The following is a 22699-nucleotide window of genomic DNA, read 5'->3' as shown; positions in this document are numbered from 1 at the left end:
TTGATGGATGCTATAAATAAAGAAACCGAACTTGCCCGTTATAAAAAACTTGTGCTTGCCACGTTAGATTACCATGAAAAAGCCGGTTTCATTAAAAGCGATTACCTAAATCAGCTGAAAGCACAAACTGAAGAGCATTTTGCCAAATCAAGGCTTGCAAAACTTAAACAATGGTTCAAGGATTTGTCCGAAATATTCATAGAACAACTTGATTTTGGTTTTAATGATTTTATAAAAGAGAAAACCGGACATGATATAAATGTTTTTGAAACGTACTTTATCTATATTGAAAAGATAATCCAAAAAGGAAAAATCACTACTGATAATCAATTTCGCGATGTAAAGAATGCTGTAGACTTACTGGCGCACTCTAAACCTGTAGACACAGATAAAGTTGAACAGTTGAATAAACTTCTTGCTGATTATGAAAACAAAAAACGCAAACGACCGGAACAATCAAAATAATCATTGATGGCGGGAATTTATTTTTACTCATTTTAACCAATAAACCTTTGGGAAACTTTGCGCTTCCTTAGGGAGACTTTGGGTAATAGTTCTCTCTGTGTTACTAACGCATTAGTAAGCACTGAAAACTGCGCTTTAATTCTGTTAAACCCGCTATCCCAAATGTAACCCTTTCTTTACCGACGGAAATGTTTGTTAACTTTGTAGTATGCAAACGCCCTTGGAACTCCAGATACAAACCCTGCCGGACAGCCCGGGGGTATACCAATATTTTGATAAAGATGAGAAGCTGCTGTATGTGGGCAAGGCAAAAAACCTGAAAAAGAGGGTAATGTCTTACTTTAACAAGGTGCACGACAGCGGCCGCATCCGCGTTATGGTACGCAAAATTGTTGTGGTAAAACACATAGTGGTACCCACCGAAAGCGAGGCATTGCTACTGGAAAACAACCTGATAAAAAAACTGCAGCCCCGCTACAACGTACTGCTTAAGGACGATAAAACCTATCCGTGGATCTGCATAAAGCGCGAACCCTTTTCGCGCATATTCCCAACGCGCAATGTGGTCAAGGACGGTTCCGAGTATTTCGGGCCGTATACCAGCTTTAAGACCGTGGGTACATTGCTGGACCTGATTAAGGAACTCTACCCGCTGCGTACCTGCAATTACGACCTTACACCGACCAATATCCGCGCGGGCAAGTTTAAGGTGTGCCTGGAATACCATATAGGCAACTGCAAAGGCCCCTGCGAGGGCCATGAACCGCTGGATGTGTACCAAAACCATGTAGATGCCATCCGGGAGATACTGAAAGGCAACTTTAAGGAAAGCCTGCGCGATTTTAAAAAGCTGATGATGGACCTGGCATCCGAAATGCGTTTTGAGGAAGCCGAGGTCATCCGCCAGAAAATAGAAACGCTGGAAAACTACCAGGCGCGCAGTACGGTGTTCAACCCGAAAATCAACAACCTGGACTGCTTCAGCATCATCAGCGACGAAAGTATGGCGTATATCAACTTCATACAGGTGTCGCACGGGGCCATCATCCGCAGCCATACCATGGAAATTAAAAAGAAGCTGGACGAACCCGATGAGGAACTGCTGGAAATAGCCGTGGTAGAAATGCGCGAACGCTTCAGCCTGAACACCCGTGAGGTTTTGGTACCCTACGAAATAGACCTTGGCGAAAACGTAAAGGTTACCGTACCGAAGCTGGGCGATAAAAAGATGATTTTGGACCTGAGCGAACGCAATGCCCGCTTCTATCGTATGGACCAGATGAAGCAGATGAAAATCGTAGACCCGGACAGGCATACCAACCGTGTTATGGCGCAAATGAAGAAAGACCTGCGCCTGCCGGTAGAGCCACGCCACATAGAATGTTTTGACAACAGTAATATTCAGGGTACAAATCCCGTTAGTGCATGCGTAGTGTTTAAAGACGGCAAGCCGAGCAAAAAGGATTACCGCCATTTCAACATTAAGACGGTGGTAGGGCCAGATGACTTTGCGAGTATGGAAGAGGTGGTATACCGCCGCTACAAACGCCTGCTGGACGAGAATGAGCCGCTGCCGCAACTGATAATTATAGACGGTGGAAAGGGGCAGCTGGGGGCAGCATTAAAAAGCCTTGATGCGCTGCAACTTCGTGGGAAAATTAGTATCTTAGGCATCGCCAAGCGACTTGAAGAACTCTTTTACCCCGGCGACCCGGTACCACTTTACCTTGACAAAAAAAGCGAAACACTGAAAATCATCCAGCAGCTGCGCAATGAGGCGCACCGCTTCGGGATTACGCACCACCGTGACAAACGGAGCAAAGGTGCGCTGCAAACCAGTGTAGAAAGTATACCCGGCATAGGGGAAAAAACCATGGTGACGCTGATTAAGCACTTTAAGTCGGTTAAGCGTATGGCTGCCGCACCCGAGGAAGAGATAGCCAAAGTGGTAGGCCCGGCTAAGGCCAAAAAGATAACGGAATATTACAAGGATAAAGCGAAATAGCCCGAGCCGGGCGGGCAAGGTATTTAATTCCATAAGATTTGGAAACCTTGCAGGTTACGCTGAACCTTAACCTTAAACAAAACAGATGAGAAACCTTCTCCTCCTGCTGCTGTGTTTTACACTCACATTATCGGCGCAGGAGAAACCGGCAAAACCAAAGGTGGGTGTGGTACTCAGTGGTGGCGGGGCTAAGGGCCTTGCCCACATAGGTGTGCTTAAGGTATTGGAAGAAGCCGGTGTAGAAGTTTCGTATATAGGCGGTACAAGCATGGGTGCCATTGTTGGCGGCCTGTATGCATCGGGTTATTCGGCTAAGGAGCTTGATTCTATTTTCCGTTCGCTTGACGCCGATGCACTGCTGCGCGACTATACCCCACGGCAAACCAAGAACTTTTTCGAAAAAAGGAACGACGAAATGTACGCCCTGCAACTCCCATTCCAAGGGTTTAAGATAGGCGTACCTACTGCCCTGTCTAAAGGCTTATACAACTACACTACCGTAAACCGCCTTACCGACCATGTGCGCCACATACGCGATTTTAACGAGCTGCCCATACCCTTTGTGTGCATAGCCACCGATGTGGAAACCGGGCAGGAAGTGGTGCTGAACCGTGGCGTACTGGCCGATGCCATACTGGCCAGCGGCGCATTTCCGTCGCTGTACAACCCTGTGGAAATAGACGGCCGCCTGCTTATAGACGGCGGGGTGACCAACAACTACCCCATAGAGGAGGTGAAAAAGATGGGTGCCGACATCATCATCGGTGTAGACGTGCAGGACCCGCTTAGAACCCGCGACCAGATAAAAGGCGCCACCGGCATACTGGTGCAGATAAACAACTACCAGATGATACAGAAGATGCAGGCCAAACGCCAGGCTACTGACATCTATATAAAACCTGATATTTCGGCATTTTCGGTAGTATCGTTTGAGGATGGTGAAGCCATTATACAACAGGGTGAGGAAGCGGCACGCAAAATACTGCCCACACTACAGGGGCTGGGTACCGGCCAGCCTGTACACAGGGAGCGCTTTTCCATAGCTGATTCGTTGTACGTGGAGCAGATTCGCATTACGGGGCTTAACCACTACACACGGTCTTACGTTATAGGTAAGCTCAACTTTAAACCGGGGACAAGCATTACCTATGCCGACCTTAATGCCGGGCTGAGTACGCTGAACGCCACGCAAAACTTTACTTCAATGAGCTATTGTTTTGAGAAAGGCGAACGCAAAGGGGAAATCCTGAAGCTGACGGTTAAGGAAAACCCCATAAGCCGTTACCTTAAATTCGGGCTGCATTATGACGGGTTGTTTAAGAGTTCTATACTGGTGAACCTTACCCAGAAAAACCTGCTGAAGCACAACGATGTGGCTTCATTGGATATGATACTGGGCGATAACAGCCGGTATAATTTCGATTATTATATAGACAACGGTTTCCACATCAGTTACGGTTTCCATTCGCATTTTTACAGTTTCGACCGCAATGTTACCGCAGATTATGCAGGCGGCAGCCTTAGCGATGTGCTTGGCGTGGAGAGTATGAGTGTGGATTATAAAGACTTTACCAACCAGGTGTATATACAAACCGTGTTTGCCCAGCGCTTCCTTATAGGCGGCGGCGTAGAGGTGAAAAACATAAAGATAGAATCGCCCACCATACCGGGCATCAACCCTGTTTTTGACAACAGTAACTACTTCAACACCTACGGTTACCTGAAGTTTGACTCGCTGGACAATAAGTTTTTCCCGTCTGAAGGGTATTATTTTTCGGGCGAGGCCAAAAACTTCTGGTATTCTTCAGACTATACCAAGGCGTTCCAGAGATTTACGCTTATAAAAGGGGAACTGGGTACGGCCAAAACGCTGTTCCGTAATTTTACCGTAAACCTGCAAAGCGAAGCCGGTATGGCCTTTGGCGAAAACGAAGTGCCTACATTCGATTTTGTACTGGGCGGCTACGGCTTTTACCAGATAAACAGTTTCCGCCACTTGTACGGATACGATTTTATGAGCATTTCGGGCAACAGCTACATTAAAGGCACCGTTACTGCCGACTATGAGTTTTACCGCAAGCACCACGTAAATTTTGCTGCAAACTATGCCAATGTGGGCCATAACCTGTATGAGGAAGGCCTTATGTTTTCGCTGCCCACCTACTCGGGTTATGCGGTAGGCTATGCCCTGGAAACCATTTTAGGCCCGCTGGAAATAAAACACACCTGGAGCCCCGAAACGCGTAAGCACTACACATGGTTTAGTGTAGGGTTTTGGTTTTAAGGACTGGCTAAATTCGTTGTTTTTAATTTCGCGCAAAGCCACAAGGTTGCCAAGGTTCATCACGAAACTATCATTGATGGCGCGGATCTGTGATTACAAGTGTTCGAAACATAAAACTTATCGGTTATAGAACCCCAGGGGGGTGACATATTTATAGGAATAATGTGCGCAGGAGTGAGCAGAGCTCCAGAGGAGCGGCATATTTATACGATTATATGCCGTTCCTACAGAACTCCTCCGCATCTCAACCATTGTTTTCTATAAATATGCCGCCCCTGACGGGGCTATGAAAGGTTTCAAACATATGTGATTGAAAATTGCCTTCGGAACAAATCCGCCTAAATCCGTATCTTCAATCCGCGTTCCAAAAAATTATACCGATAAAAAAACGCCCCCACAATGTGGAGGCGTTTCTCAGTTTATATTGTAATCCTGATTACTTAATCAGTTTCACTTCTACCCTGCGGTTAAGGGCTTTGCCTTTAGCCGTTTTGTTAGAAGCGATAGGTTTGCTTTCGCCATAACCCCTTGATTCAAGCCTGTCAGCAGCAATACCGCCTTCAATCAGGAAGCCTTTTACAGCTGCAGCCCTTTCTTCAGAAAGTTTTTGGTTAAATGCATCTTTACCGTCGCTGTCTGTGTGGCCTTCAATGCTGAATTTAGCCTGAGGGTACTCTTTAAAGATAGCAAGCATGGCGTTTAGTACCGGCATAGTTGCTTCTTTAAAGCTTGCTTTACCACTGTTAAACAGTATGGTTTTAGCGTACTCGTTCAGTTTTTTAATAACTTCTTCAGTTACTTCAGGGCAGCCGTAGTTAGCAGCAGTACCTTTCACTGTAGGACACTTATCGTCTTTGTCAAGAACGCCGTCGCCATCGGTATCAGGCCAAGGGCAACCTGCATTTTCTTTAGGGCCTTTTACATCCGGGCACTTATCGTCTTTGTCAGCAATACCGTCACCGTCTTTATCAGGACATCCTTGCAGTTCTTTAGGACCTGCTACGTCCGGACATGCATCGTTTTTATCAGCAATACCGTCACCGTCAGTGTCAGGACAGCCGTTAAATTCTTTAAGGCCCGCTACATCCGGACATTCGTCGTTTTTGTCGATTATACCGTCACCGTCTGTATCAGGGCAGCCGTTAAACTGCTTAAGACCCGGTACATCCGGACATTCGTCGTATTTGTCATAGATACCGTCTTTGTCAGTGTCTTTACCGCCAAATTTGAAGGTAATACCTGCAAAGTGCTGTATGTGGCGAGGTACATTGGCTTCAGCCGGATCTTCAAATGTGTGCTTGTATGTAGATTGTAGTGTAAGGCCCACATTTTCTGAGAACCAGAAGTTAACACCTACACCACCGTTTACGGTACCGTTACCTTGTTGGTCTACCCAAGTGTAACCGCCACCAAGGTGTAGGTACGGGTTAAACCAGCTTTTTTCAAGGAAGTTGTATTTAATAATACCGTCTACTGCGTAGTAAGTAAGGTCGCCCGGGTTAGATACTGTATAGTCTAGTGTGCCGGGAGTACGGCTTACCATTTTGTCAATTTTGTTTACCGAACCTGTTACACCAAAAGCGAAGCCGCTGCCGATGTAGCGCGATACGTTAAGGTAAGACACAGAAGGAAGTACGTTCCAGTGCTCGTCAGTTTTGAAGAAATGCGTAAACTGGTCGCCAAATTCCGAAGAAGCGCCAAACCTGTTGCTTACAGCATTAACACCAAAGGACACAGCCCAAGGGTTATCTTCATTCTGCGCCTGAGCGGTAAGGCCCGTTGCAAGGAGCGCAGCAACGAAAAGTTTGTTTAGATGTTTCATACTTTTTTGTTTAAATTACATTATAGGTTATATACTACAAAAGTAATTTGTTCGTTTAAGACGGCAAAACGAATTAACAGAATATCTCTTACAAGACACCTTAAATTATCGTTAAATCACACCCAATGCTTTGCCAACCTCTGTAAATGAAGCGATTGCTTTATCCAGATGTTGCTGTGTATGCGCGGCAGAAAGCTGCACCCTGATGCGCGCTTTTTCCTTCGGTACCACCGGGAAAAAGAACCCTATAACATAAATCCCTTTCTTTAACAACTCGTCGGCCATGTTCTGGCTCAGCTTGGCATCGTACAGCATTACCGGTACTATGGCACTGTCGCCGTCTATAATATCAAAGCCTGCCTTTTTCATACCGTCTTTAAAGTAGTTGGTATTCCATTCCAGCTTGTCGCGAAGTGAAGTATCTTTTTCCAGCAGTTCAAACACCTTAATAGATGCACCCACAATAGCCGGTGCCAGCGAGTTGCTGAACAGGTACGGGCGCGAACGCTGCCTTAGTATTTCTATGATTTCTTTTTTGCCGGTAGTGTAGCCACCCATAGCACCGCCCAGGGCTTTGCCCAGGGTTCCTGTTATAATATCTACACGGCCCATAACGCCTTTTGCCTCAAGGGTGCCTTTGCCCGTAGCGCCTATAAAGCCAGCGGCATGGCATTCGTCTACCATAACCAGGGCATCATACTTATCGGCCAGGTCGCATATTTTATCCAGCGGGGCTACAACGCCATCCATACTGAAAACACCATCGGTAACAATGATTTTAAACCTGTGGCCTTTTTCATTGGCAGCAATAAGCTGTGCCTCAAGGTCGGCCATGTTGCTGTTTTCGTAGCGGTAACGTGCGGCCTTGCACAGGCGCACCCCATCTATAATACTGGCATGGTTAAGGCTGTCGCTTATAATAGCGTCTTCCTCGCCCAGCAGCGGCTCAAACACACCGCCGTTAGCATCAAAGGCTGCGGCATATAATATGGTGTCTTCAGTACCGTAAAATTTGGCAACAGCGGCTTCAAGGTCTTTATGGATGTCCTGTGTGCCGCAGATGAAGCGTACCGACGACATTCCGAAACCGTGCGTATCCAGTGCGTCCTTGGCTGCCTGTATTACTTCCGGGTGCGATGAAAGCCCCAGGTAATTGTTGGCACAGAAGTTAAGCACCGTTTCGCCCGATGTAAGGGTTATTTCTGCCCCCTGCGGCGAAGCAATGATGCGTTCTTTTTTATACAGGCCGTTTTCTTTGATGGTTTCCAGCTCAGCGGCTAAGTGGTCTTTGATTTTTGAATACATTTTATGAGTTTGTTGTTTATAGTTTGTAGCAAAGTTATACATTTATTGTAAAGCTGTGTCACACACAGCGAAGGCTATTACACAAAGTAACTCTAAGGAAGCGCTAAGTTCCCCGAAGTTTTACTTAAGTAAACTGATCATTCCTGCAAGTTGTGCAGAAGTCCCCGGTCTATTACCTAAATACGTTCATAAATCCATACTGGGGTATCATGGAAAAAGCATGTTTTATGATGAAAAACCAATACATTGTGTTGCAAATGTGATTTTATTATTCTGCCTGCTAAATATTTACAAAATGCTATTTTTTGTAAAGGCTAAAATCCCTAAATTTGGTTTAAAATTTAGTACTAATTATAAAAACCACGATAATCATGGCATTCGAATTACCGAAACTACCTTACGCATACGACGCATTGGAACCGCACATTGATGCACGTACGATGGAAATCCACCATACTAAGCACCACAATGCTTATACTACAAACCTTAACAATGCTATTGCAGGTACTGATCTTGAAGGTAAAACAATAGAAAACATACTTATAAACCTGGACATGAGCAACGCTGCCGTGCGTAACAACGGCGGTGGTTTTTACAACCACAACCTGTTCTGGACCATACTTTCGCCAAAAGGCGGCGGCGAACCTACAGGCGAGCTTGAGGAGGCTATAGACAAGGCTTTCGGTTCGTTTGAAGAGTTTAAGGCGAAGTTTGCCAAAGCTGCTGCTACACAGTTCGGTTCGGGCTGGGCATGGCTTTGTGTACACCCGGGCGGCAAGCTTGATGTATGCGGCACACCAAACCAGGACAACCCGCTAATGCCGGAAGTAGGCTGTGGAGGTACACCAATCCTTGGCCTTGACGTGTGGGAGCACGCGTACTACCTGAACTACCAAAACCGCAGGCCTGATTATATTGAGGCATTCTTCAGTGTAATCAACTGGGAAGAAGTAGCAAGGCGCTATGCCAACGAAAAATAATCTTTTTTGATTTTTTAGATAGAAAGACGGGTGCCGTAAGGTGCCCGTTTTTTTGTTTATATTTGGTTTTCAAAATCATATACCCATGAGCAAAGGTTCTATAGTATTGTTTATTATGTTTTTCTTTACATCAGTACAGGCACAAAAAAAGGCAGATATATTTAAGCAAATAGAAAAAATAGCCAATGAAACAAAAGGTTCTGAATTTTCCCGGAAAGAGGATTTTACCGGGAAAGCAATTATAGGGGAGCAATCGTTTACAGAGAATAATGTTTCTACAATCCTTACTTATGTTGAGCATAAGCAGTCTTTTAAGTATTACTACACTGGTATGGATTGGGATAACATAAAAGTATTTAGTGCAAAACCGTATGATGACTCCCAAAACATTTACGTTGTTTACATAGTTTTTAAAAGTAACATTGTGAAAATGAATAGGGATGAGCCTTACACGGGCGATGCCACCGGGAATGATACCGATGTGCTGGAGATTTTAATTCCGGCGGCAAAGTGGAAAGATGTAAAAAAACTCCTGAAACTATTGCAGGGTAGCTAAAAGGACTAAGGCTATAATAAAGCGCCCAAATTTTGTATAACACGCCTGAGTGAAGCTTCCCCTTTCCTTGGGAGAGGGGCAGGGGAGAGGCTTATTTTAATCTTATGCCCTACAACGAACACACCATACAACGAATCCGCGAAATACTGCAGCAAAAAGGGGCCAACTTCTACGAGAAAGCCATGTTTGGCGGTATCTGCTTTATGGTAGACGACAAAATGCTGTGCGCCTGTAAAATTGAAAAGACCACCAAAGCCGACCGCCTTATGTGCCGCCTTAGCCCCGAAGACTACGAAAAGGTACTGGGCGAAGACGGCGTTACCCCTATGGACTTCACAGGGAAAAGCATGAAAGGCTATGTATATGTAGAAGAAGATGCCTTCGCCACCGCCCGTGACCTGAACCGTTTTATACAGATGTGCCTGGATTATAACCCTTTTGCTAAGGCTTCAAAAAGGTAGGTTTAGAGTGAAGTTACTCCCTCTACAAGGGCCTATCCTGTGGATACAAATTGCTTTGTGGACTTTTTAGCTTTCCAAGGGAAAGCCTTTGTGTTCTTTTATAAGTTTTAGATTAATTTTTTAATCAACTTTGTGAGACTTTGTGCCTCCCTTTGAGTTCTTTGTGGTAAAAATCCGCGCAAAGCCGCCAAGTCGCCAAGATTTGTACACACGATAGCCTTTAGTAAGGCCGGAGGTGAGGCCCCTAAAACAACCGTAACTGCTCCCCCTTGGTGCCGTCAAAAAGGTCGGTGCGCAGCTCCGGGAAATCTTCACCGTTAAAATACTTCTGCCGCCCTATGCGGAAGGTGGTGTGTACCATCTCGGCTATATTGCCCTCGCCCTTTTTACGTTTAAAGAATGTTTTTTCGCCGAGCTTACCGCTGTGTATGCTCTGTATGTGGTGGATTATCTTCTCCTTACGGTCGGGGTAATGCTCTTCCAGCCAGTCGACAAACACGGGCTCTACAGTATCATTAAGCCGCACCAGCGTATACCCAAAGCTTTTGGCACCTTTCTCTTTTATTACCTTCAGTATATTCAGTATTTCCATGCTGTTCAGCCCCGGGATTATAGGGGCCACCATAACGTTTACTGGTATGCCATTACTGTTCAGCGTTTCTATGGCCTGCAGCTTGTTGTTTACCGATGAGGTTCGGGGTTCCAGCTTGCGCCGTAGTTCCTCGTTTATAGTCGGGATGCTCAGTGACACACTTGCCAGGTTTTTCTCTGCCAGTGGCGCTATAATATCGATATCGCGGGTTACCAAAGCATTTTTGGTAAGGATATGCACCGGGTGGCGGTAGTCCAGGCATACTTTAAGCAGGTTGCGCGTAATTTCCAGCTTACGCTCCACAGGCTGGTAGCAGTCGGTATTGCCCGATAGTAATATGGGTTCAGGTTTGTAGCCCCGCTTTTTAAAGAACTGTTCCAGCAACTGGGGAGCGTTTTTCTTTACCATAATTTTCCGTTCAAAGTCCACACCCGCACTATAGCCCCAATACTCGTGCGTGGGCCGTGCAAAGCAGTACGCACATCCGTGTTCGCAACCCTGGTAGGGGTTCATGCTGTACATCATGGGCAGGTCAGGGCTTTTTACCTGGTTTACAATCGTCTTGGGGTATACTTCCAGTATCTCGGTTTTGGCTACGGTTTCTTCAAAATCATCATCGTAAATGGATTTCTCGTAGCGGTGCTTTATAAAGTGGTTGTGAATGTTTTGTACGGCGCCCTGGCCCTTAATTTCCTTCTTCATGGTTCCTTGCCTTTTGTGTGCAAGGTAAATCATTATAAGAAAATAATCTTATATTTTTAAGAAAATAGTTTTAAACATTCCTTTTGAGGCTGATTCTTTCGCAGGCCTAAACCCCGGTATTTAATTATCGTTCAGGTATATCCAGCCTGTTTTTGTTGCCTGGTCTGTTTTTACAACATAGTAATAAGTACCTGTAGGCAGCAGTTTACCATTCTGGGTCTGCCCATGCCATTCATCAGTATAATTATCTTTCGAAAAAACTTCTAACCCATAACGGTTGTATATAATAAGGTGCTTTACATTTAAACCTGTAAGGTCAAACGTATCATTCAGCTGGTCGCCGTTAGGTGAAACGCCTTTAGGGATATCGTTAAAAGTAACAACCGGCTCTTCAGGTTCTTGGGGTTCCTCTGGCTCTTGGGGCTCTTCAGGTTCTTGGGGCTCTTCAGGAGTGTACGGTTTATAAAAAGGGGTAGCACAAAAAGCAGGCAGCCCGTAAACGCAAATACCGGTTTCCAGGTCTATCGCATTAATTTCAAAATTACATGCCATGCCCTCTTTTTCAGGTTCATGTATTACACTTGCTTTGTTGTTTTGTAAACTGCCTATGTAAATTTTACCGTCTGTAGCCAGCTGCATCCCTGTAACATAATAACTATCCGAACCCTCATAAGAATAAAGCAACACCATAGATGAGGGAATATCGGCAGCAGTAAGGTTAAACTGTATCAGCTTTCTCGCTCCGCCTACGGCAGCATACAGCATCCGGCCGGAAGGCGAAAATTCAACTCCATATTTTTCAGATCCCGAAAGAAGTACAAGCCGGTTACTCAGTACCCCGGTTGCCACATCAAAATCATACAGTTCTAAAGTACCCGAGCCATTACAGGCCACTAATTTTGACCCATCGGGCGAAATTTTTTGCTGGCCGCTATACTGGCCTCCCGTAGACAAAATGGTATCGCCTATGGTTGTTGTTACTGCAACAGGATTTACCCCGGCGGCTGTTACTTCATAAGCGTAAAAAACGTCACTGTTTATCTGGTGTGTAACCACCCAAAAGTCGGTGCTGTTTTTCATAACAGCAGAAAGTTTTTCGTTAGTGTGGTTTACTAATGGTACATTTTTAACCGTAACTGCACCATTACCCCCATCAAGCGTCATGTCTACCTCGCTGTATTGCAAACCATAAGGGCCGGGAGACTGGTATATCCCCTTATTGGTAAAAATGTAATACACATCGGCAGCACCCGGCTTTTTCATTATGAGGCTACCCTGCGTTACCGATGTATGCCCGTTAAGCCCCGTACCATTTAACATAAGCACATGATTACGGTTCCAAACACTTATCCCATTGGTATAAAAAAGCAGGTTACCGCTGCTATCGGCTATCGAAGCACACGGCTCCGGACTATTCATGGCGCTGTTGTTTAGAGCAACAGGGCTGCCACTATTAAAATCGAGCCCCGCCTTGTTGCCAAAATACCAGATGTTGTTTTCTTTTTGCGAATAGCACAATGTAGAGATGAGCAGTAAGGCATATAATTTTTTCATAATGGCTGTAATTGGTATTTGTAAGATACGAATTACATTAAAACGTTGCGTAATAATTAAAAAAAAACCGCCCGAAACAGCTCTGACTGCCCCGGACGGTTCCACCTTGCTAAAATCTAAATTCATTCTTTCACAATCCTCAGGGTTTGCCTGCGGCCATCGGCTTCCACGTTTACAATGTAAGTGCCTGTGGCAAAACCTGTAATATTTAATGAGGGAGTACCGGCAGTAAATTCCTGCTCCAGTATTTTTTGCCCCGCAATGTTTAGTATGGTAGCTTTTGCCTGTTGTATGTTGCCGCTCAGGGTTACAACATCTTTGGCGGGGTTAGGGTAGGCCACAACAAAATCCTGCGGTTTACTGCCCGGTATACCTAATGCATCTGCTTCCTGCACCAGTATGTCGTCAAGGTAAATATAGCCCTGTGTGCCGTGAGAATACGTATTAAACGATACCTCATACACACCCGTTAGGGCTACCGTAAACGGTTCTGATACAAAATTAACCGGTGTAGCGCCTGTTATGTCGGTATGTTCTGCCACGTTTACATAGATGGTACCCCACGATGTTATAGATGCACTAAGGCTTTGTATGGTTTTATCTGGGTCGCTGTTGCCATACCGGTAAGACAGCGTGTAGCTTACGCCCTGTACCAGTTGCACCCTTTGGGTAGTAAGCGAGGCACCTACATCCATAGTTGGGTCGGTAATAAATTCGTTTAGCGGTACTGTTGTGTCATAACCCAGTACGTTACCTTCAAAGCCCTCTACGGGTCCCTGCACTGTGTGGAATTTATTTTGTGAGGCAAAGGTTACGTATTCGCTTGAAAGGCATTGTGGCAATGCGGGCGGTACAACATCTTCTGCGGCTACCAGGTAAGGTACCGGCGCTGAGGAGCACTGCGCCGATACCACCTGGGCCAAAGCCAGCAGAAAAGTATGAAATAGCATTGTTTTTTTCATGACAATCTTCTTTTAATGTTTTTGTAAAGCTACAGTCCCGGTAATCCTAATCCGTTATAAAAAAACGGGTTAGGATTGTAAATTTCCGGGGAGGAATCATTTTTATTTTAGCGGTTTACGTATACCCATCCGGTAATGTCTTTACCGCTGCGTTTATGGATGCAGTAAAAGTAGGTGCCGGTGGGCAGTATATCCCCGTCATTGGCCTGCCCGTGCCACTGTGTGGTATAGTTGTGCCGGCTGAATACTAACAGCCCGTAGCGGTTAAAAATATCGAGCTTGGCCACATCGTGCAGGCTAAGGTCGAACGTGTCATTTTTGCCGTCATCGTTTGGCGATACGCCCCTTGGTATCATCTGGTCGGGGCAACCGGTATCTGCAACATTCCAGGTGTGGGTTAGTACGCAGCCCCCATCGGTGGTAAGCGTCAGTACATACGTTCCCGGTGTGGCTATTGCTGCCTGTGCACCGCTTGCGCTAAAACCGTTTGGCCCCGTCCAGGTGTATGTAGCGGTTGCCGCATTAAACGAATCCTCTTCAGGGGTGGCACCAAGCGTGTAACTGTTGTTTACACAGCCTTCGGTAAAGGTAGCGGCAATGCTTAGCTGCGTAACCTCAATGGTTTCTGTGTTTTTACAGCCGTTTACCGTTATGGTAAGCGTATACGTACCAAACTCTTCAGGCTGTAATGTTGCTGTAGTGGCTACGGCTACACCGTCCAATTCCCACAGGTAAGTAGCCTGTGCGGGAGCAAAGTTCTGCGGTTGTGGTACTATTTCCAGCTGGTTTGCGGTACAGGCCGTATACGGGCCACTCAGCGTAAACTGCGGCTTATTGGTATCGGTTACATTCCAGGTGTGGGTTAGTACGCAGCCCCCATCGGTGGTAAGCGTTAGTGTATACGTTCCCGGTGTGGCTATTGCTGCCTGTGCACCGTTTGCGCTAAAACCGTTTGGCCCCGTCCAGGTGTATGTAGCGGTTGCCGCATCAAACGAATCATTAGCCGGTTCCGCGCCCAGTGTATAGCTGTTGTTTATACAACCCTCTGTATAGGTGGCGGTAACCGTTTTCTGGATTATTTCCACGCTTTGTGTGGTGCTGCACCCGTTTACCGTTACGGTAAGGGTATAGGTACCAAATTGCTCGGGCTGTAGTGTAGCCGTATTAGCCACTGCCTGCCCGTTATACTGCCACAGGTAGGTAGCCAGGGCTGGGTCGAAGTTCTGGTTTTGCGCAGCAAGCTCTGTTTGTGCGGCGGTACAGGTTGTATACGGCCCGCCGAGTGTAAATTGCGGCCCGCTGATGTTCGCTACATTCCAGGTGTGGGTTATGGTACAGCCATCGGCAGTGGTAATGCCCACGGTATATTCACCGGTTGCCGGTATTGCTACCTGTGCACCGCTTGCGGTAAAACCGTTAGGCCCTGTCCAGGTATAGGTAGCGGTAGCAACATCAAACGAATCCTCTGCCGGAGCTGTACTTAGTGTGTAGCTATTGTTTATACACCCCTCTGTATAGGTGGCGGTAACCGTTTTCTGGATTACTTCCACGCTATGTGTAGTGCTACAGCCATTTACCGTTATAGTGAGGTTGTAGGTGCCAAATTGCTGCGGTTGCAATGTAGCTGTATTGCCCACCGCCTGCCCGTTAAGCTCCCATAGGTAGGTAGCCTGCGTTGGGTCGAAGTTCTGGTTTTGCGCAGCAAGCTCTGTTTGTGCGGCTGTACAGATAGTATATGGGCCGCCAAGTGTAAACTGCGGCGCGGGGGTAATAACTACTTTGTGTGTCAGCGTTTTTGGGATGCCCAGGAAATTTATGGTAGCTGTTACCGTATAGGTGCCTGCTGCGGTAAATGTGTGCTGTGGGGTAACCTCCTGCGAGGTGGTGCCGTCGCCAAAGTTCCAGGCTACGCTATCCGGGGCACCCGGCCCGGTGCTGAACTGTGTGGCCTCGCCAAGGCAATATTCATTTGAGTTGATGTGCTGTTTAAATATGGATGGGGCAAAATTTGGCAATCCGTAAAATGCATTGCCTATACCCAGCGGAACCGTTTGATAGGTTATGTTACAGCCTGTACCAATAATTTCGGGGTTGTTTATAACGCTGAGCGAGTTCAGGTTGTTAAGCACAAAGTATATTTTACCGTCGGGTCCCATTTGCAGTGCGCCTACGTGTTGTTCAATATCTTCTGCTACTATTTGCCAGGCTTCCGGTATGTCTTCGGCGGTAAGGTCATACTGTACAATTACGTTAGGCATGGAGTGGGAGATGTACAGCACATTGCCCGAAGACGAAAACTCTGCCCCGTAAAAAAAGATTCCTTCTGTAAGGGTCTGTACGTTGCTGAATACCCCTGTTGCCGCATTAAAATCAAACAGCTGTACCCCCGATTCATTGGCCGTAAGCACCACTTTGTCACCATCCGGAGATGCTTTGACTAAACCGATGGCACCAGGAGGCGAGTCTAAATTTGCCATTACAAAACCTATGTTGGTTGTAACCGCTGTGCTGCTAAGGCCATCTTCGGTGAGTAAATAGCTGTAAAATGTATTGTTGTTATATCCGTGGGCTATAACCCATATATCGGTGCCGTTGCTGTGGGGTATTACGGTACACTGCTCTGTAACCAGCGGAAGGATGACTATGTTTTTGTTTTCGGTTACCTTCCCCAGGCCGTTGTTTGCATTTATATCTACCTCGCTGTAAGCAAAGGAACCAATGCCCTGCATGCCCGTGGTAAAAATGTAAAACAGGTTTAGCGAACCCGGTTTCTGCACTATCGTGGCCGACTGTGCACTGGTGTAGCTGCCCAGCAGGTTGTTGCCATTTTGCATAACCTGGTGGTTTTTATTGTATACCGTAACGCCATCGGTATAAAACTGAAGCTGGCCCTCGCTGTTGCTCAGCACTGCACAGCCCTCATCGGTAAACAGGGCGCCGTTAGTAAGTGCTACAGGTGCGCCGCTGTTAAAATCTACTCCGCCTTTGTAGCCAAAATACCAGATATTAGCCTCATTTTGCGAAAATGCCGCTACTGCGTGCAGCAGCATAATAATGGAAACAATTTTCTTCATAAGCGCTCTCTTTTATAGGGTTACAGTACAAAACTATAACTGCAAAACCAGGGAGCGTTTATTAAAAAACGGGGTTTAATTGTAAATATCCAGTAAAGATGCCTGTAATCCGCCCGGCGTGTAGCCTGTATGGGTTTTTATGAAATTACTGAAGTTGGCCGGGCCGTCAAAGTTAAGCTCGTATGCTATTTCTTTAAGCGAATGCGTATTAAGCAGCATCATGCGGCACACCTCCAGCAACAGCTCTTCGTGTATCAGCTTCAGGGCGGTTTTGCCCAGTGCAGCCTTGCAGGCATCGTTAAGCTTTTCGGGTGTGCAGGCCAGTATGGCGCAGTAGTCCGGTATTTTTTTGCGGGTGGCTATGTATTGTGGCAATAACGACAAAAAGCTCAGCACAAGGTCTTTTTTGCCCAGTTGCTTTTGCGCTTCGTGTACCTGTGGCAGCGACAGCAAAATTACCTGCAGGTAGCTGTACAGCCGCTGTGCCGTAAAGGCGGCATTTTCGGGCGCATCCATAAGTGCGGCCATGTGCAGGGTAAGGTCATACAAATGGCTGAAGACATCGGGGTTAAGGTTAAACGCCTGCTCCCTGAAATACAGGTGGTAGTGGTGCAGCGGCATCATGTGCCTGAATATATCTTTGCGGAACTGTATGAGCAGGCCCTTGGCGGTGCCCCTTTCCATAAGGTGTACCTGCCCGGGGTATATGGCATAAAACTGCCCCGCGCCCAGGGTGTACTGCTTGCAGTCTATAACCTGCTTGCCGGTACCGCCCGTTATCAGGATGATTTCGAAATAATCGTGCCGGTGCGGTTTATGGAAATCGTAAGGGTTGTTATAATCTAAAGGCTCTATAATAAGCGCTTTGCCCGGGTAAGGCAGCGGCACAAAAGTGGAGAAAAGTTGTGTAGCGTTCATTGTATTGCATTTAAATTAAACATTTTAACCAATCCTGATGCAAATGAAAGCCTTTTGTGTTTTATAGGCGTATATTATTTAGTATTTGAGCGTTTTCATTTAGAATATGAAAAAACACAGGAAAGGATATATAGTCAAATCTATAAAAAATGTCATAATTTAAAAGACACACCCCTAGCCCCTCTCAAGAGGGGAATAGCTTCACTCTTGCTTATAAAAGCGATTATGTTTTAAAGGTCTGAGTAAGCACATCTGAGTGTTCCCCTCTTGAGAGGGGCTAGGGGTGTGTTTTATAGAATAATTATGACAAACAGAAATGATTCAACTATACTAAGAATATAAAAAAAACCGCCCGGAACAGTTACCTGCCCCGGACGGCTACATAAAACAAACAATTAATCTATAAGAAATTAAGGGACTCCCTTAACTCTGCTGTTACTTCCAGCCGCCGCCCAGTGCCTTGTAAAGCGTTACGGTAGCCGAAAGTTTTTTGTATTTCATATCTATAAGGCTCAGTTCGCTGTTCAGCGCATTAGCCTTGGCAGTTAGTACTTCAAGGTAGTTTACCATGCCGTAGTTCAGTAGCTCATCGCTATAGTCGGCTGCTGTTTTCAGGGCATCGGTCTGCTTTTCATACAACGTGATTTTTTCCTCGGCATTGTTGTAGTTTGCCAAAGCATCACTTACCTCACGGCTTGCGGTAACCACCGATTGCTCAAACCTTATGTAAGCAGCCTCCTGCGTAGCCTTGGCAGCCTCGTATTTGGTACGTATCTGCCTTTGGTTGAATATCGGCTGGGTAAGCCCGGTAAGTATGGTTGCAAAAAGCGAATTGGTACTGAACCACGTTTTTAAATCCACACTTTGTATACCGCCCTGTGCAGTAACCGTAAGCGAAGGGTAAAATGCGCTGCGTGCCACATTAGTAAGCTCAAACGCGTTTACCAAACCGTATTCGGCACTGATAACATCGGGCCTGTTCTTCAGCAATGATGCCGAGTAGCCCAACTTAATCTCAGGGTTTACCTGCTGTGCGGCAAAGGTGCTGCGCTCTATTTTGTGCGGGGCTTCACCCAGCAGCAGGCTCAGGCTGTTTTCAGTCAGTATAATGTTGTTCTTAATATCGGCTATGGTAATTTCCGTAGCATACTTCTGCGCCTCGGTTTGCTTTACAGCTACCTCGGTAGTATTGCCGCCGTCTTTAAGCGCCTTAATGGTTTCTATGCTTTCCACACGGTTTTGCAGTGTGTTTTCGGCTACTTTAAGCTGCTCGTCCAGGGCCAATAGCTGGTAGTACATAGAGGCTACATTGGCTATTATTGTGGTCTTTATCGTTTGGTTTGCCGCTATGGTTTGCAGGTAGGTAGCATTATACGCCCGCTTGTTGCTGCGTATTTTGCCCCATATATCGGCTTCCCAGCTCAGGTTACCGGTAAGCAGGTACGTATCCAGCGAACCGCTGAAGAACGACCCGAACTGGCTGTTTTGTGCCAGTTGCTGGTGCTGCCAGCTGGCCGTACCACTAAGGGTAGGGAAGAAGCCCGCTTTACCCTGCTTCAGGTAGGCCTCGGCCGACGTTATGTTTTGCAATGCCACACGGGTATCAAAGTTGTTTTGCAGGCCTTTTTTAATGTGCCCCTGTAAGATAGGATCGGTAAACATCTTATCCCACTTTATGTCGGCCAGCGAGGCGCTGTCCTGTGCCACGGTCTCTGTGCGGTACAGGTTTTCGGCCTTTATGCTGGGGCGCTTATAGTTCTTTGCCGTAAAGCAGCCCTGTAACAGCAGCCCTGCCGCTACTACAAATGCTATTTTATATAGGTTGTTTTTCATGATGATTTCAGCTTGGTTATACTACCGGGATTGTTTCTTCGTCCTGGTCTTTATCTTTTGGCTTGCCCGAAATGCGCTCCTGTATACCCTGGAAGATGATGAACAGGATAGGGATAACAAACACCCCGAATACGGTACCTATAAGCATACCGCCCACGGCACCCATACCTATACTCCTGTTACCCACAGCACCTACACCACTTGCCAGTGCCAGTGGCAACAGGCCGAAGATGAATGCAAACGAGGTCATAAGGATAGGTCTTAAACGTGCCTGTGCACCTTCTATGGCGGCTTCTACAAGGCCCAGGCCGTGCTTACGCCGCTGCATGGCAAATTCCACAATAAGGATGGCGTTTTTGGCCAATAGCCCGATAAGCATGATAAGCGCCACCTGGAAGTAAATGTTATTCTCAAGCCCGGCCAATTTTACAAAACCAATGGCACCCGCTATACCCACAGGCAGTGACAACAGTACCGATAGCGGCACTACATAACTCTCATACTGCGCACTAAGCAGGAAGTACACAAATATCAGACTCAAAAGGAATACGCCCGCAGCCTGGTTACCGGCTATAATTTCTTCGCGGGTCATACCGCTAAACTCGTAGGTGTAGGTTTTAGGCAGGTGCTGTGCAGCCACTTCCTGTATGGCCTTAATGGCATCACCGCTACTGTAGCCTGCATTACTCTTACCGTTTACGTTAACCGCCTTTAGCATGTTAAAACGTGCCACGGCTTCCGGCCCGTAAATCTTTTTAAAGCTTACAAACTGGTTTATGGCTACCATTTGCCCGTCGGCATTGCGCACGTATATTTTGTTGATGGAGTTTTCATCAGCACGTTGCCCTGCCTCAGCCTGTATCATTACACGGTACTGCTTACCAAAACGGTTAAAGTCGGTAGTGTACAAACCACCATAGTAGCCCTGCATGGTATTGAATATATTGCTTACCGATACACCGGCATCTTTAGCCCTTTCCACATTAATATCCATCTGGTACTGCGGGAAGCCCGGGTTAAAGTTGGTCATCGCGTACTGAATTTCAGGACGCTTGCCCAGCTCGGCAAGGAACTCGTTGCTCACCTTGCTTACCGTAGCCCAGTCGTCGTCTCCGGTATCCTGTATCTTAAATTCGAAACCGTCGGCAGTACCAAAACCGTTTACACTCGGAGGTGTAAAGAACAGTACCCTGGCATCTTTAAAGCCTGCTGTTTTAGCAAAAAGCTTGCCTACCATGGCATCTACCGTCTGGTCTTTTTCGGTACGGTGGCTCCAGTCTTTCAGTTTTACAATGGTAAAGGCATAACTACCACCGTTTACACGGTTCAGCAGCGAGAAGCCCACCACGCTCATACGTGCTTCAACCAGAGAGTCGGCGGCAAGGATAGCATCAAGCTGGTCTACGGCCTCCTGGGTCTTCTCTAAGGTAGTACCCGGCGGCAGGGTAATATCGGCCATGATGATACCACGGTCTTCGTTCGGTATAAAGCCCGATGGGGTAGTGGTAAACAGCCAGTAGGTGATACCCACGAATACCAACAGGATAATACCCGTTACCCATCTGTGTTTGGCAAGGCGTTTCAGCGAGCCTACATACTTATTGTTCATAGAATCGAAACCGGCGTTAAAGGCCGTAAAGAAACGGTCTTTAATGTTTTTCTTTTTGTGTTCGCCATGGTCTTTGTGCGGTTTAAGGAACAGCGCACACAGTGCAGGCGACAATGTAAGGGCGTTTACTGCCGAGATAACGATAGATACCGCAAGGGTAATGGCAAACTGCTGGTAGAATACCCCCGAAGGCCCGTTAAGGAACGATACCGGGATAAATACCGCCGACATAACCAGCGTTATCGATACTATGGCACCTGTAATTTCGCTCATGGCGCTCAGGGTGGCCTTCTTAGGGTCCTGCTCGCCTTCGTCGAGCTTGGCATGTACCGCTTCCACCACCACAATGGCATCATCCACCACAATACCGATGGCAAGGATCATGGCGAAAAGCGTAAGCATGTTTATAGAGAAGCCAAACACGTTAAGGAAGAAGAACGTACCGATGATGGCCACCGGCACCGCTATACCCGGTATCAGCGTACTGCGCACATCCTGAAGGAACAGGAATACCACAATAAACACCAGGATAAAGGCTTCTACAAGGGTGTGGATTACTTTGTCTATTGATGCATCAAGGAAAATCTTGGTGTCAAACGGTACCACATATTCTATACCTTCTGGGAAGGTAGGTTTTACCTCCTCAAGGATTTTGTTTACCTCGTCTATAATTTCATTGGCGTTAGAACCCGATGTCTGGAAGATACCTATAGCCACACCGTCATGCCCCATACCGAAGTTCTTCTGGCCGTAGTTAAATGCGCCCAGCTCTACTTTGGCTACGTCGCCCAGGTGTACAAAGTTTCCGTTACCGGTGGCTTTTACCACTATGTTTTCGTACTGCTCTACCTTGTTAAGGCGGCCTTTGTACTTAATTACGTATTCATAAACTCCATCGGCATTTTCACCAAATTTACCCGGTGCAGCCTCTACGTTCTGCTCTTGCAGGGCAGCCTGTATGTCGGCGGGGGTAAGGTTAAAGCCTGCCATTTTTTCGGGGTCTATCCATATACGCATAGAGTAGTCCTTGGCGCCAAATACGTTTACCTGGCCCACACCTTTTACCCTTTGCAGCTTAGGCACCAGGTTTATCTTGGCATAGTTCTGCACAAACGTACCGTCGTATTCTTTATTGGTAGAATACAGCGACAGGAACATAAGCGAACTCGTTTGGCTCTTTAGGGTGGTAATACCGGTGTTTATAACCGCCTGTGGCAGCTTAGGCGTGGCACGTGCCACACGGTTTTGTACGTTTACCGCAGCAATATCGGGGTTAACACCCAGCTCAAAGAACACACTGATGTTAGCCGAACCGTCGTTTGCGGCGCTACTGGTCATGTAGGTCATGCCCTCTACACCGTTAATTTCTTCCTCAAGCGGAATAACAACCGAGTTCAGTACCGTTTCGGCATTGGCACCCGTATAGGTAGCCGTTACCTGTACGGTAGGCGGGGCAATTTCAGGGTATTGCTCTATGGGGAGCGATGTAATCCCCAGGATACCCAATATGGTTATCAATATCGAAATTACGGTACTTAGTACCGGCCTTTCTATAAATGTCTTTAGCATAACTGATG

15 protein-coding genes are annotated in these 22699 nt (G+C 46.6%); 6 read left to right on the top strand and 9 right to left on the bottom strand.

Annotated features, from left to right (window positions below):
* The first annotated feature begins 3 nt into the window (after nucleotides 1-3).
* From ACZIX4_RS15950 to ACZIX4_RS15940, 3 genes are all read left to right on the top strand, one after another.
* A complete protein-coding gene (locus ACZIX4_RS15950; protein WP_463336635.1) occupies nucleotides 4-465 on the top strand; it encodes a hypothetical protein in 462 nt (153 codons plus the stop codon).
* A 208-nt stretch (nucleotides 466-673) separates the two neighbouring features.
* Entirely contained in the window at nucleotides 674-2470 is a 1797-nt protein-coding gene (uvrC, locus tag ACZIX4_RS15945; protein WP_463336634.1) for an excinuclease ABC subunit UvrC, read from the top strand.
* 85 nt (nucleotides 2471-2555) lie between these two features.
* Nucleotides 2556-4754, top strand: a complete 2199-nt coding sequence (locus ACZIX4_RS15940; RefSeq protein WP_463336633.1) for a patatin-like phospholipase family protein — start codon at nucleotides 2556-2558, stop codon at nucleotides 4752-4754.
* A 436-nt stretch (nucleotides 4755-5190) separates the two neighbouring features.
* On the opposite strand, the gene ACZIX4_RS15935 is transcribed toward ACZIX4_RS15940, so the two are convergent.
* A complete protein-coding gene (locus ACZIX4_RS15935; RefSeq protein WP_463336632.1) occupies nucleotides 5191-6576 on the bottom strand; it encodes an OmpA family protein in 1386 nt (461 codons plus the stop codon).
* 111 nt (nucleotides 6577-6687) lie between these two features.
* Nucleotides 6688-7881, bottom strand: a complete 1194-nt coding sequence (gene kbl, locus ACZIX4_RS15930) for a glycine C-acetyltransferase (RefSeq protein WP_463336631.1) — start codon at nucleotides 7879-7881, stop codon at nucleotides 6688-6690.
* A gap of 371 nt (nucleotides 7882-8252) precedes the next feature.
* Here kbl and ACZIX4_RS15925 point away from each other — a divergent pair, with 371 nt between their 5' ends.
* The 3 genes from ACZIX4_RS15925 to ACZIX4_RS15915 all read left to right on the top strand — a co-directional run bounded on the left by ACZIX4_RS15925 (nucleotide 8253) and on the right by ACZIX4_RS15915 (nucleotide 9878).
* Entirely contained in the window at nucleotides 8253-8861 is a 609-nt protein-coding gene (locus ACZIX4_RS15925; RefSeq protein ID WP_463336630.1) for a superoxide dismutase, read from the top strand.
* A gap of 85 nt (nucleotides 8862-8946) precedes the next feature.
* A complete protein-coding gene (locus ACZIX4_RS15920; RefSeq protein ID WP_463336629.1) occupies nucleotides 8947-9417 on the top strand; it encodes a hypothetical protein in 471 nt (156 codons plus the stop codon).
* A 104-nt stretch (nucleotides 9418-9521) separates the two neighbouring features.
* On the top strand, nucleotides 9522-9878 hold the full coding sequence (locus ACZIX4_RS15915; protein WP_463336628.1) for a TfoX/Sxy family protein: 357 nt from the start codon (nucleotides 9522-9524) through the stop codon (nucleotides 9876-9878).
* A gap of 244 nt (nucleotides 9879-10122) precedes the next feature.
* Here the strand turns inward: ACZIX4_RS15915 and ACZIX4_RS15910 are convergent, their stop codons facing one another.
* The 7 genes from ACZIX4_RS15910 to ACZIX4_RS15880 all read right to left on the bottom strand — a co-directional run bounded on the left by ACZIX4_RS15910 (nucleotide 10123) and on the right by ACZIX4_RS15880 (nucleotide 22691).
* Nucleotides 10123-11172 (bottom strand): PA0069 family radical SAM protein, encoded by a 1050-nt coding sequence (locus tag ACZIX4_RS15910; protein ID WP_463336627.1) that lies wholly within the window; start codon nucleotides 11170-11172, stop codon nucleotides 10123-10125.
* A gap of 120 nt (nucleotides 11173-11292) precedes the next feature.
* A complete protein-coding gene (locus ACZIX4_RS15905; protein ID WP_463336626.1) occupies nucleotides 11293-12726 on the bottom strand; it encodes a T9SS type B sorting domain-containing protein in 1434 nt (477 codons plus the stop codon).
* A 122-nt stretch (nucleotides 12727-12848) separates the two neighbouring features.
* Nucleotides 12849-13688 (bottom strand): T9SS type A sorting domain-containing protein, encoded by an 840-nt coding sequence (locus tag ACZIX4_RS15900; RefSeq protein WP_463336625.1) that lies wholly within the window; start codon nucleotides 13686-13688, stop codon nucleotides 12849-12851.
* A gap of 107 nt (nucleotides 13689-13795) precedes the next feature.
* The gene (locus ACZIX4_RS15895; protein ID WP_463336624.1) at nucleotides 13796-16762 is read right to left on the bottom strand and encodes a T9SS type B sorting domain-containing protein; all 2967 of its coding nucleotides are present in this window, start codon (nucleotides 16760-16762) and stop codon (nucleotides 13796-13798) included.
* 75 nt (nucleotides 16763-16837) lie between these two features.
* Nucleotides 16838-17680 carry a helix-turn-helix domain-containing protein gene (locus ACZIX4_RS15890; protein ID WP_463336623.1) on the bottom strand — a complete coding sequence of 281 codons (843 nt, stop codon included), beginning with the start codon at nucleotides 17678-17680 and terminating at the stop codon, nucleotides 16838-16840.
* 435 nt (nucleotides 17681-18115) lie between these two features.
* Nucleotides 18116-19513 carry an efflux transporter outer membrane subunit gene (locus ACZIX4_RS15885; protein WP_463336622.1) on the bottom strand — a complete coding sequence of 466 codons (1398 nt, stop codon included), beginning with the start codon at nucleotides 19511-19513 and terminating at the stop codon, nucleotides 18116-18118.
* A 16-nt stretch (nucleotides 19514-19529) separates the two neighbouring features.
* Complete coding sequence (locus tag ACZIX4_RS15880; RefSeq protein ID WP_463336621.1) at nucleotides 19530-22691, bottom strand: efflux RND transporter permease subunit; 3162 nt, start codon at nucleotides 22689-22691, stop codon at nucleotides 19530-19532.
* Nucleotides 22692-22699 lie beyond the last annotated feature (8 nt).

The sequence above is a fragment of the Flavobacterium niveum genome, assembly GCF_055231775.1.
The sequence above is the reverse complement of the archived record's forward strand: the minus strand, read 5'-3'. Positions and strand labels throughout refer to the sequence as shown.